The following is a 13,061-nucleotide window of genomic DNA, read 5'->3' on the forward strand; positions in this document are numbered from 1 at the left end:
CAATTCTCATGAAAAGTATTAAACATATAATATTAGCTATTGTCCTCACATGCCTCATTTTCGGGATGGGCTCATGTACGCAGGACTTGCTTGAACAGGACCCTACGACGGAATTGGCCACCGATGCATTCTGGAAAACCGAAGATGACGCAACATTTGCTTTAAATGGTGCCTATGCATCAGTTCGCCCGCTTTTTGACCGTGATTATTATCTTGACGGGCATGGAGAATATGTCCGTACACGCGGAACCAGCGCCACAAGCGGTAACCTGCGCCTGGGCGACGCTTACCACGATGGTGACTATAACCCAAGCGGATATGGCGACAATTTTGACAAGATGTACAGATACCTGTACGGCGGAGTAAACCGCACCAATTATGTGATCACCAATGTGGAAAGAATGCTGTTGACTGCAAAGCCTGAGTCCGTACCCAAGCTAGAAGCGATTGTTGGAGAAGCCAAGCTGCTGCGTGGAATGGTCTATTTTCGGCTGATCTCCATGTGGGGTGATGTGCCATATTTTACCAAAATCGCTGAGAGCAATGCAGATGTCTCTACACTAGCGCGGACGCCGATCACGCAGGTGAAAGATTCCATTATGGCGGATTTCAATTATGCTTATGAAAAGCTGCCTGAAAAAGGACCGGGCGCAGGGCGTGCCGGAAAACCTGCGGCACTGGCATTTCGCGGAAAGCTGCAACTCTACTGGGCTTGCTGGAACCGGTTCGGCTGGCCTGAGCTTGAAAGTTTCAAACCCGATGCCAATGCTGCCACGGCAGCTTATACGGCCGCAGCAGCAGATTTCAACTCGGTGATCAACGATTACGGTTTGGTTTTATTCCGCAACGGAGAGCCGGGAGACATTGACTCGCTGGGCAAGGCTGATAAGCTGCCCAATTATTATTATTTGTTCACGCCGGCTGCCAACAATGATCCTGAAATTATCATGGGTTTCACACACGGAGGCACAGGAACGAGTCAGGGAGAGGAGCTGATGCGCGACTTCGCTGGTCGTTCTCATGAAGGTTCACAACTGTGGGTGGCGCCGCGGTATGAGATTGCAGATCGCTACCAGTCTATCATAACGGGCGATTTTGCTACGAAGCTGGTGCCTATGAACCCGGTGGATGCGGGGGGGCGCACTGCGCCAAATTCTGCCGTAAATCCACAAAGCTATAAAAACCGTGACTACCGGATGAAAGCTTCCATTATGTGGGATTATGAATTGAGTGTTGGTTTGGCTTCACTGAAATCAACCGGCTGGTCACCATTTATTTACAAAACCTGGAACCAGGCTATCACAATTAACGGCGTTAAATACACGACTTACAATACCGACGGCACCAACTCGGGTTACGTGTTCCGCAAGTTCCTGCGCAACTATGCAGGGCAGGGACGCAGCGATGGCGATTACAACTTCCCGGTCATGCGACTGGCCGATGTATATCTGATGTATGCAGAGGCAACCAATGCAGTGAAAGGTCCTACTGCTGACGCGATTACATTGGTAAACAAAGTCCGTCACCGCGGAAATCTGCCTGCGCTTAAAGCAACCAAAACCGCAAATGCGGATGCATTCTTTGCTGCCATTGAACAAGAGCGCATCATTGAACTTTTAGCCGAAGGGCACCGTGGCTTTGACATTCGCAGATGGCGTGCGCAGGAACGTGTGTGGGGAGCTCCATATACGGAGGGAATCTGGCGGATTGATACGCACGGAGCCAATCAGCAAAGGTATTTTCAGAATACTCCCGAGCGCACTTATCAGCAGAACTACATTTTCAGGATCCCACCGGGCGAGCGCGACCGTAATCCAAACCTGACCCAGAACACACCGTGGCTGTAAGCGATTGTGAGCCAGTTTTAAAACATTAACATCTATCCCAATGCTAAAAAATATAAAATGGATCGCCGCAATGATGCTGACAGTCAGCGTGCTGGTATCCTGTAAAGAAGACTTCCCTGTGGACGAAGATGGGCTGCTGATCACCAGTCGCAGCCAATGTTATGTCAGTAACTTCGAACTGCTTGGACCTGATTTTCAAACCGTAAGGGTGGAGAATGCAGTCATTGACACCACTGCCCAAACGATCAATGTGAAGGTTTTTTATGGTACTGACCTGACAAATCTTTATCCGCAGTTTACGCTCGTCACCGACGCCAAGCTCGATCCGAAAATCATCGGAAAAGTGGATTTCTCCGACCTTTCAAGCCCAAAGCAATACACTGTTGTGTCGGGCAACCGAAAGGTCAGGAAAACTTATACGGTTAATCTTACCGTGCAAACCCCATAACCCTTAAACAGCAAGATCATGAAAAATACCTGTCTGTATTACTTTCTTGTTTTGATCGGGTGCTTAACGCTTTCTTCCTGTAAAGAGGAAGAATATGCAATCCCTACGTTGAAACAGGAACTTCAAAATGATGTCATTAAGAGAACGCTCGGACCAAACCTGGTCGGAATGGACATTGAGTTTGCTTACGCCATGGCGCTGCCCAAGTCGATGGGCAAGCTTGTTTCTGCCGAAGTGGAAGCAACCATTGCGGGCGGTGAGTCTACTTACCTTGAAAGCCGGTCGTTTTATACCAATGGAAGCGGTGAGGACGTGGGCATAGAAGTTGGAAGCAAATCGGTGAACAGCGGCGGCAAAACGACTGTGACTTTTACCAAAGATACTTCCGCTGCTACACTGCGTTACTTTTACCGCATTCCGGGCGCAGCAAAAGGGAAGGAGGTTTCGTTCAAATTTTCAGCGCAGGCCAGCAATGGACAATCGGTGAGTTATTCAATGGGTCCATACAAAGTTGCTGAAATGGATTTGGTCCTTGATCTCGACGTAGTCGACAGCACCAAAGCATTCATTTCCATCGAGGATATGGCCGTTTATACTGCCGCTACTGCTGGTGCGAATGCCTCCAAAATTGACCTCGTGTATTTATATCGTTCTATTCCAAACATTACTTTTTCACACGGACTTGTGGCGCCTTCCGCTAAAACTTACCTGCCCAGTGTAATCCTGCCGGCCGGCGCGACCCGCAATACTAAGGTGCAAAAAGTATGGAACCTGCGTGATTTTCATCTCGCCCGCTTGCAGTATGGCGTGTACATTGATGACCTGGATTTTCAACAGCTGAACATCTCCACGGCGCCCAATTACGCCATCAACATGCGAGCGGAAGCTGGCGTGTGGGTAGAAACGGAGGATGGGAAATACCGCGCCTATGTTTATGTGAATTCGGTTAACAACAGCGGCAGAAGCGCCAAGATCAGCATCAAGCGCTATCAAATGAAATAAGCATTGCTGAATATCTAACTGCATTTTCCGCGGGTGCAATCGCTGCAATCAGCGGGAAATGCAGTTCTCTACTTCCTAACACCCTTAATGATGAAAAAAAATGCCATGTCCATCCAAGGGGCGGCCTGTTTGATTTTGTGTTTTTGCACTTTTGCAAAATCGAATTCATTCTCCGTTACGACTATATTCCATGCTCAAAACGTCGATTGCATGGCGTCAGAAGCCACCACTTATTCGGCTGATCAAGTCCGGACATTTTTAGTCAAACCAGAGTTCCTGGAAGACTCCAAATGCAAAATCAAAAAAGGCGATAAGCAGCTCCAAAAAGCACTGCGGGACTTAGTGGCTCAGGCTGACAAAGCATTGCAATCAGAGCCTTACTCGGTTACCTACAAAAGCAAAGTGCCTCCGAGCGGTGATAAGCACGATTATATGAGCGTTGGCCCGTACTGGTGGCCGGATTCTACAAAAGCCGATGGGCTGCCTTACATCAGAAAAGATGGCCAGGTAAATCCCGAAAGGTTCAGTATCAAAGACGCCGATTACCACGGAAGCTTGTGCCGGGATGTTTACCGGCTCTCCCTTGCCTGGTATTTTACCGGTGAAACCAAATATTCCGATCAAGCGGCTAAACTACTAAGGATTTGGTTCTTGGATAAGAAAACCCGCATGAACCCTAATCTAAACTTCGGACAGGCCATTCCCGGCCGCACCGACGGACGGGGGATTGGTATCATTGACACCCGCGCCCTGGCTGTTTTGATTGATGGGGTGCAACTGCTTAAAGATTCCAAAAGTCTGTCTGCTGCTGATTATCACGAAATTCAGGATTGGTACAGAGCATTCCTGAACTGGATGAGAACGAGTCCGATTGGTTTGGACGAGGCTGATGAGCATAATAATCACGGCACTTGGTACGATGTCCAGACGGTCTCAATGGCACTTTTTACAGGTCAGCCAGATCTGGCAAAGGAGATTTTAGAACAACAAACCAAAAAGCGGATCAGCAGTCAGCTTGACACCAGCGGGGCGCAGCCGCACGAGCTTGCCCGCACGGTGTCCTGGAACTACTCGATGATGAACCTGCAAGGTTTCTTTCAGCTCGCTGCTTTGGGAGATAACGTTGGCATTGACCTTTGGAACTACGTGACGCCCGACGGAAAATCCATAAAATCTGCATTTAAATGGATGCTGCCTTTTGCCCAAAAGAAAAAGGAATGGACCCATCAGCAGATCAAGCCTATAAAGTATGACGGTTTTTTCCGGATAGCCAAATCGATTTCAAAAAAGTATCCTGATATGGATTTATCGGGAGTAAAAGAGGGAAACGATCAAGAAAACAGTCTGCTATTGCTCACCAACGCAAATCTTTAACCATGAAAAGAATCGTTGTACTGCTTATCATATTACTGAGTTTCAACGGATTTTCCGGCCAGGCACAATCCAGCACCGATGTGCTCAAATCCATGAAAGAGGAGCATCCCAGGATACTTTTACTGAAAGGGGAAGAGCAGCAAATTTTATCTCAAATCAAAAAACACCCGGAATGGAATGGGGTTCACCAGGAAATTCTGGCCGAATGCGATAAGTTGCTGGACACGCCGCCCGTGGAGCGAATTAAAATCGGGAAGCGGCTGCTCGACAAGTCGCGCGAATGTTTAAGACGTGTTTTTCAATTATCCTACGCATACCGGACTACCAGGGACGAAAAATATCTCCGCCGCGCAGAAAAAGAAATGCTAGCGGTGTCTGCATTCGAGGATTGGAACCCAACTCACTTTCTGGACGTGGCCGAAATGACGATGGCCGTCGCAATCGGCTACGACTGGCTTTACGATGGATTAACGGCCGAAGCCCGGACTAAAATCGCAGATGCGATTTTAAAAAAAGGCATCGAACCTTCTTTTGAAAAGAAATACAGCGCTTTCCTGAATGCAGAGCACAACTGGAACCAAGTATGCAACGCGGGTATTTCATTTGGCGCATTGGCCATTGCCGAAACTCAGCCGGAGATTGCGGCAAATGTAATTGCAAGAGCTGTTGCTACCATTCCAAAAGCAATGATTCCCTCGTACGAGCCCGACGGCGCTTATCCGGAGGGATTTAGTTATTGGGGATATGGGACGAGTTTTAATGTGCTTTTTGTCAGTGCAGTAGAGAAGGCATTGGGTACGGATTTCGGACTTTTGCAGTCGCCGGGTTTCCTGAAAACTGCCGGGTTTTTTCAAAATCTGGTTGGTCCGACCGGATTGGCGCATAACTGGGGCGACAGCGGATTGAAGGAGGGATTGAGCCCGGCTATGTTCTGGTTTGCCGAAAAGACCAAAGATCCGTCGCTGCTTTGGACGCAGAAAAAGCTGCTTTCAGCGCAGACAGCCGGCAATGTCGGCAACCGGATCTTACCTGCGCTGCTGATTTGGGGAATCAAAACGAACCTGGACGCCGTAAAGCCGCCATCAAAGAAGCAGTGGGTTGGGCAGGGGCCTTCACCAGTTGCATTGATGCGCACTTCCTGGGTTGGTCCGAGTGCGATTTTCGTTGGTCTAAAAACTGGTTCGCCAGCTGTGAATCATGCGCACATGGATATTGGCTCGTTTGTAATTGATGCACAGGGCGAACGCTGGGCAATGGATTTTGGGATGCAGGACTATAATTCTTTGGAAACGAAAGGAGTGGATCTCTGGAACCGCACACAGAATTCGCAACGCTGGGAAGTATTTCGTCTCAACAATTTTGCGCACAATACATTGTCATTTGACGGTCAGTTGGTGAATGCGAAAGGCTATGCAAAGATCGATTCATGGTCTGACAGCAAAGCGGAAATGATGGCTGTCACTGATCTTTCCAATTTATACAAAGATCAGATTACTGCTGCCAAAAGAGGGATTTCGATCCTAAACGAAAAATGGGTTGTAGTGCGGGATGAAGTGAACACAGCAGACAAAGCTGTTAAAATGCGCTGGAACTTACTGACGGGTGCCACCGTAAAAGTGGTTGACCAAAAAACGGTGGAACTGTCCCAAAATGGGAAGAAAATGTTCATTCTGTTCGTAACGGAAGCAAACATTGTGATCAAAACCTGGCCTACGACCCCGACCCATGACTACGATGCGCCCAATCCCAACACGCAGTTTGTGGGCTTTGAAGTGACGATTCCGGCCAATACTGCGGAGGAGTTCAATGCAATTTTTTCACAGTCAACGGAGATTCCAAAGGTGAAACCACTTGCAGCCTGGAAATAAAACCCTTTGCATCTAACTCGAATCTGATGAAAAAATTATTCTTTCTGTTGATGATTTTGGCGCAGTTTGGCTACGCCCAACAATTACGCAAACCCGGTGACAATGTTGCCTTGCCGGTTGAAGCGGGCAAAGGTCAGCCGGATGCCGATCTTGAAAAAATCAGAAAACGCATCCTTGATGATTTGCTGGAACCGCCCGTGCGGGTCCAGCAAATTGCGGCCTTGATCAACACACAAAAGCAAGATGGCACCTGGCCCGATATCAATTATACAGACGTTTCCCGCACGGGATTTGAACATAGCGAGCATTTGAAGAATATGCTTGAATTGGCCCGTGCTTTTAAAAAGCCAGGCTCTGCTTTTTTGCATAAAGCCGAAGTGAAAAAAGCAGTTTCCAATGCACTCGACTTTTGGTTGGTACATGATTTTATTTGTGAAAACTGGTGGTGGAATGAAATGGGAACGCCTCAGTTAATGATTAATATCCTGCTTGTCATGGATGAGGAGCTGACCGAAAATCAAAAAAAAGAGGGCGTAAGGATAGCGGGCAGGGCTAACCTGGAAGCTTCGGGTGCACGCCCAGGCGGTGACCTGATTCAGATTGCTGGAATGCGTGGCAAGCAGGCACTTTTTCAGAGAAATCCCGAAGTGCTGGGCCACGTTATGGAAGTGATGGTGTCGGAAATTAAAGTTTCGACTGGCCGCGGCTTAAAACCAGACCTTAGCTTTCACCACCGGACCGACAATGTGATTTCAACATTGGCCTACGGGACTGGGTATGCGAATGCATTTGCATATTGGGCTGTCAAAACGGAAGGTACCAAATACAGGTTGCCCGATGAGCCGATGAAACTGCTCGTCGATTATTTTCTGGATGGGGTCTGTCAATCGCATGCTTTTGGAAAATATCCTGATCCTGGTGCTGAGAACCGCGGAATCACTCGAAAAGGTGCATTGAAACCAGCCGGTCCTGAACTGGCGGAGAATCTGCTGGCAGCAACTTCCTATCGAAAAGCCGAACTTGAAAATATCATCCGGATCAGGAAAGGGGAAGCAAAGCCGAACCTGAGAAAAGATTATTATTTCTGGCATTCGCACTATTATACCCACCAGCGGCCCGGCTACTATGCTTCCGTACGTATGCATAGCAAGCGCGCTGCGAATATGGAGCAGCCGCACAATGAGGAAGGCTTAAAAAGCCACCATTATGGCGACGGTAGCAATTTCATCACCCGGACTGGTCATGAATACGACCAGATTTTTCCGGTTTGGGACTGGCAGAAAGTCCCGGGAACAACTGTATTGCAGAAACCTGAGCTACCGCACTGGAAAGAGCTTGCAAAACAAGGTATCAATGCTTTCACAGGCGGGGTAACCGATCAACGCTACGGAGCAGCTGCATTCGATTTTGCCAGCGTGCATGATCCGTTGAAAGCAAAAAAAGCGTGGTTCTTTTTTGACAAAGAATATGTTGCACTAGGAGCGGGCGTCACATCGAATGCCGAATATAACGTAGTAACCACATTGAACCAAAGTCTGTTATCTGGGCAGGTGTCGGCGGGAGTAGGGGGCAAAACCCTTACGCTGGAAAAAGGTGCACATAAGTTGGACAAAGCAAGCTGGTTACATCATGATAGTACGGCCTATATATTTACTGAACCATTGCGCTTGGATGTAAGCAATCAGCAGCAGACCGGCAGCTGGCGGCAAATAAATCACCACACTTGGGCTACAGACGAAAAGATCAATAAAGATGTGTTTAAGGCCTGGCTTGATCACGGTTCAAAACCTACTGATGCGGGCTACAACTACATTGTTGTTCCTGGAATTGGCGCTACTGAAATCTCGACCTATCGCCAGAGACTTCCGGTACAGGTCATTGCCAATTCTTCTCAAATGCAGGCAGTCCGTCACATCGGGCTGGGTGTGGTACAAATTGTTTTTTATGAGCCAGGGACCATACAGCTTACAGAAGGGCTTTCAGTTAAGGCAAAAGAAGCGTGTATGGTAATGCTCCAATTAACAGCTAATCAAATAGCCAAAATAACGCTATCCGATCCTGCCGGCAACCACGCGCAGCTGCACTTGGAAGTCAGCGGCAATCTTAAAGCGGTTTCTGACCATGTTCAGCTTTCGAACGCCGGTATGGGCAGAACGCTGCTACCTTTCAGATGCCGGATGGCGGAATGGCCGGACAAAGCATAGTTACTGAATACCAGCCGACAGAATAAAGAAATAAATAATTTCCAGATGAAAAATAAATTTAGGCAGATCATTTACGCGGTATTTCTAAGCTTAACCGCAGGCACATTGCTGGCCCAGGAGATATCTGCGGACCTCAAATACGCCGAAGCGGAGCTCATCCTACGAAAAGCCAATGGTTTCAAAGGAATTTGGTATATGAATCAGCCTTCCAATGATGAGTATGTGTATAAATATAGTGGTGGACTAGCCGTATATCCTGCAAACCACCGGCCATTTGCGGTTTATTCAAAAAAAGTAAATAAGACATTTTTCTGCTTTGGCGGCACTGATGAGACAAACTCGACACTGCTTCACAACGTGTCGTACTTTGACCATGATTCCGGTAAGCTGGCAAACCCCGTTATTTTGCTTGATAAGAAAACAACCGACGCCCACGATAATCCGGTGATCTCGATTGATGACCAGGGATATATATGGATCTTTTCCACGTCGCACGGGATTACCCGCCCTTCTTATATTCACAAGAGCAAAGAGCCTTTTAACATTCAGGATTTTGAAAGCATACAGGCGACGGAAATAGTTGATGGAAAGGAGGTTCCATTCAAGAACTTCTCTTATTTTCAGGTCTATCCTATGAAAGGAAAAGGCTTTATTGCCCTTTTTACAAAATACAATAAGGCAGGTCACCGCGTGATCGGCTTCAATACAACCAAAGACGGCGTGCATTGGAACGAGTGGAAAGTGCTTGCCCACATTCAGGACGGGCATTACCAGGTCAGCGCGGAGTCGAATGGCAAAGTAGGTGTGGCATTCGACTATCATCCGAAAGGCAAAGGGCTCAATTACAGAACGAACCTGCATTATCTGGAAACTTCCGACTTTGGCAAAACCTGGCAAAATATAAAAGGGGAGCAGGCGAATTTGCCGTTGAGCGATGCCGATAACCTGGCGCTTGTTCACGATTATGCAGGTGAAAAACAAAATTGTTACCTGCTCGATATCACCTTCGACCAGCAACAGAAGCCCGCCATTCTGGTCATTGCAAGCAAAGGGTTTCAGGCGGGCCCTGGCAACGATCCCAGACAATGGACGCTTTTTCGCTGGAAACAAAAAAGGTGGGATCATCATGTGGTAACCACTTCGGACAGCAACTATGACATGGGTTCGGTCTATGTTGAATCAGAGAAAAATATCAAAGTAATAGGACCAACCGTTGACGGCCCACAGACTTACAACCCGGGCGGAGAAGTGGCTATGTGGGGCAGCAAAGACGGTGGAAATACATGGAGTTTAGAGAGACAGATGACGAAAGATAGTCCTATGAACCATTCGTATGTTCGTAAACCGGTCAATGCCAGATCCGATTTTTACGGTATTTGGGCCGATGGACACGGTAGGAAGCCTTCTGAATCCTATTTGTACTTTACCGATGCGAAAGGAGTGGTGTACAGGTTGCCACGACATTCTACTAATGCAATGATTACGCCGGAGATTTACAATTAGCAATATCTTAATCATTCAATACCAAGTAAATAGCGGCTAGGCAGTTTTAAATTGAGCTCCAAGCACTCAACACCTTATTGGGTTTTTTTGATTCAGGTTTATGCTCCTATTGCTGCCTTTTTGTTTGACTGTGTTTTTGATAGTGCAACTGCCCAGTGCTGTCCATGCACAAACGGTTGAGCAGGAACCGGTATCTGTAATACTAGATACTGATATGGATTCTGATGTTGACGATGTAGGAGCCCTGGCTATGCTTCACGCTTATGAAAGGCAGAAAAAAGCACGAATTTTAGGGATAATCGTAACTAGTGACGAGAAATACAGTGCTGCATGTACGGATGCAATCAATATATGGTTTGGCCGTAAGGACATTCCCATAGGGGTAAGTCAGAAAGATTCACTCAAAGCATTTTCAAAATATACCAGGCAGGTTTCCGAGCAGTTTTCAGCCAGGTTTAGCTCAAATACCGATGCTGAGGATGGAACCAAGGTTTATCGCAGGCTGCTGACCAGCCAGCCTGATCAAAGCGTTGTCATCATTACGATTGGACATTTGACCAGCCTGAGCAGGCTGCTCGACTCTTCGCCTGATTCAATCAGCCCTTTAAGTGGTCAGGAACTTGTTAAACAAAAAGTAAAGCGCTGGTCTTGCATGGGCGGGCAGTTCCCTGAGGGCAAAGAAGCTAATTTTTACCGCCCAGATCCCGTCTCGACTGTTAACTCCCTGATCAAATGGACCTTGCCTGTAACATTTGCAGGCTGGGAAATAGGTAGCCGAATAATGACGGGTGGCGAATCTTTTAAAGCCCAATGCGATCCAAGAAGTCCGGTGTACAAAGCCTATGAGCTCTACAACGGCTTTAAAGGGCGTGCTAGCTGGGACCAGATTACAATATTAGAAGCAGTTGAAGGAGCTGGACCATTTTTCGTGTTAAACAAAAACGGGCACTGTAAGGTAGCAGATGATGGAAGTAACAAGTGGGTTTGGCCATCAAATAAGATACACGGATACCTTGTGATCAATACCGCCACGGAGAAAATACGTCAACATATCGATCAATTGATGTTTGAAAGTAACAGCTCCAAATGATGATGTCCTTCATTGGAGTGTTACGGTTAAGTCCAAGAAGTCTGCATGACTCATGTAGCAATAATTTTCATAAAATCAGCATGAGTAAATTCAAAGCAGAAGCCAACTACTTCGTTCGGTTTGGAGCAGGGGATAGGTTGACACGTATAGCAATAGCAGACCCCGTCCCACCTAAGTCATGGTTTCTCTGATCACTTTCGAAGTTCATTGGAATGAATGCAGACCAACCTTATTTCCTTCACTATCGATGAATGTCGCAAAAAAGCCATTTTGAGGATCGATCTCAGTTTTTTGCATTACGATTTTTCCACCATTGGGCTGAACCTTATCCAGTATTAACTGTAAATCGTCTCCACCATTTAAATAAATCAGCGTGCCCCGATCTGAGGGTTTATAATCAAGTCCATGGATTAGCGCAACATTGACGGAGCCTTCTTCACTAGAAAAAAGCCCCATCTTCGTTCCTTGCATATCTAGCTGTTCAATGCGTAAGTCGAGTATGGACTGATAAAATGCTACTGCTCTTTGAAAAGAGTCGGTGGGGATCTCGACGATGGAAACCAGGTTTTTCATGTTTTTTGCGGTTTTTGGAAAAGATAGTGAATCAGTGATTTGTGAATCTGATTTGTTGTCAGATGAGCAGCCGGAAACTGTGACAGCGGCTAGAAAGATGGCGGCAATTAGTTGCTTCATGTTCGATACTTGTTATGCAGCAAATGTAGCCGCATCGAAGCAACCGCAATTGTAAAATTGCGACACTATCCAGCCGAATAAAGAAGTGTTGACAGCGAAAGCGTATCGTCAGACAGAAAACGTCCCGGGCTTGTGCCTGTCAATTCTTTGAAATCGTTAATAAAATGCGCTTGATCATAATAATCGTGATCATAGGCAACCTGCAGCAAATCTGCCGATTCCCTAGCAAGAAGAATTTTTAGCACCGCTTGCAGACGAATCACTTTTCCCAATTGTTTAGGACTAATACCAATGTGACGTGCGAATGACCGTTCGAGTTTTCTTCTTTTGGATAAGTCGTTTTTCATCATCGAATTGATCGCTGTGCTTCCGTTGGCTAGCAGCAATGCTTCAATGGTTGATTCTACGATCCTCTCTCTAACAGCGCTGTCATTGATTCTTTTCAATAAAAATGCCTCAATCAGCGCTATCCTTTCCTCAGTATGGCTGGCATTAATGATTTGCTTTGAAATACACTCAGCCTGTTCTTCTCCAAAAAGCATTGCAATTGGCGTTTCTGTATTGGCCAGATTTACGATGGGCGTTTCTACGAAATTGGCAAAACCGTAAGGATAAAAACGTACCGCAAAACAGCTGACTTTTCCAGTCGGCTGAATGTAGAGAGGTTCGGTTATCTGTCCCAGAACCATCGCGCGTGGTTGAATGATAAATTCATTTTCCGAAACAAAACGCCTTACATCGTCGCCGAGAATAAAGAACAATTCGATGCACCCATCTGGAAGCACACGTTGCATTGGTGTATTAATACCTGCCTGCCCCTCTAATGTCTAAAAGCATTTGACGAATGAGGCAAGGTCGGCAGAGGGACGATAGCTTTCAAGATTCACTTTATACTGATTTTATAAGACATGAAAATATAATGCATTTTTGATCTAAATGCTGAGGCTGGATAAATCCTGAACTCTTGAAAAACAGTTGTGCAACGGCCGCCACCGAGATTGCGAAACGCCAATAGCGGTTACAAAATGAATC

At 46.7% G+C, this 13,061-nt stretch carries 10 protein-coding genes; 8 read left to right on the forward strand and 2 right to left on the reverse strand.

Going from position 1 to position 13,061, the window contains the following annotated elements; all coding sequences use genetic code 11:
• The first annotated feature begins 8 nt into the window (after window positions 1-8).
• The 8 genes from NFI80_RS00720 to NFI80_RS00755 all read left to right on the forward strand — a co-directional run bounded on the left by NFI80_RS00720 (window position 9) and on the right by NFI80_RS00755 (window position 11,336).
• Complete coding sequence (locus NFI80_RS00720; RefSeq protein ID WP_235164327.1) at window positions 9-1,847, forward strand: RagB/SusD family nutrient uptake outer membrane protein; 1,839 nt, start codon at window positions 9-11, stop codon at window positions 1,845-1,847.
• Window positions 1,848-1,887: 40 nt separating this feature from the next.
• On the forward strand, window positions 1,888-2,295 hold the full coding sequence (locus NFI80_RS00725) for an SGBP N-terminal domain-containing protein (RefSeq protein ID WP_235164328.1): 408 nt from the start codon (window positions 1,888-1,890) through the stop codon (window positions 2,293-2,295).
• Between the two features lie 18 nt (window positions 2,296-2,313).
• The gene (locus NFI80_RS00730) at window positions 2,314-3,297 is read left to right on the forward strand and encodes a DUF4466 family protein (protein WP_235164329.1); all 984 of its coding nucleotides are present in this window, start codon (window positions 2,314-2,316) and stop codon (window positions 3,295-3,297) included.
• A gap of 210 nt (window positions 3,298-3,507) precedes the next feature.
• Entirely contained in the window at window positions 3,508-4,671 is a 1,164-nt protein-coding gene (locus NFI80_RS00735; protein ID WP_235164330.1) for an alginate lyase family protein, read from the forward strand.
• Between the two features lie 2 nt (window positions 4,672-4,673).
• Window positions 4,674-6,539 (forward strand): heparinase II/III domain-containing protein, encoded by a 1,866-nt coding sequence (locus NFI80_RS00740; RefSeq protein WP_235164331.1) that lies wholly within the window; start codon window positions 4,674-4,676, stop codon window positions 6,537-6,539.
• Window positions 6,540-6,565: 26 nt separating this feature from the next.
• Window positions 6,566-8,743 carry a polysaccharide lyase family 8 super-sandwich domain-containing protein gene (locus NFI80_RS00745; protein ID WP_235164332.1) on the forward strand — a complete coding sequence of 726 codons (2,178 nt, stop codon included), beginning with the start codon at window positions 6,566-6,568 and terminating at the stop codon, window positions 8,741-8,743.
• Window positions 8,744-8,788: 45 nt separating this feature from the next.
• Window positions 8,789-10,246 (forward strand): BNR-4 repeat-containing protein, encoded by a 1,458-nt coding sequence (locus tag NFI80_RS00750; protein ID WP_235164333.1) that lies wholly within the window; start codon window positions 8,789-8,791, stop codon window positions 10,244-10,246.
• A 100-nt stretch (window positions 10,247-10,346) separates the two neighbouring features.
• Window positions 10,347-11,336, forward strand: coding sequence for a nucleoside hydrolase (locus NFI80_RS00755; RefSeq protein ID WP_235164334.1), 990 nt, complete (start codon window positions 10,347-10,349; stop codon window positions 11,334-11,336).
• A gap of 204 nt (window positions 11,337-11,540) precedes the next feature.
• On the opposite strand, the gene NFI80_RS00760 is transcribed toward NFI80_RS00755, so the two are convergent.
• Together NFI80_RS00760 and NFI80_RS00765 are read right to left on the reverse strand one after the other, a co-directional pair.
• Entirely contained in the window at window positions 11,541-12,029 is a 489-nt protein-coding gene (locus NFI80_RS00760; protein ID WP_235164335.1) for a VOC family protein, read from the reverse strand.
• A gap of 65 nt (window positions 12,030-12,094) precedes the next feature.
• A complete protein-coding gene (locus NFI80_RS00765) occupies window positions 12,095-12,823 on the reverse strand; it encodes an AraC family transcriptional regulator (RefSeq protein WP_235164336.1) in 729 nt (242 codons plus the stop codon).
• Window positions 12,824-13,061 lie beyond the last annotated feature (238 nt).

This window comes from Dyadobacter chenhuakuii (assembly GCF_023821985.2).
Lineage (GTDB): Bacteria > Bacteroidota > Bacteroidia > Cytophagales > Spirosomataceae > Dyadobacter > Dyadobacter chenhuakuii.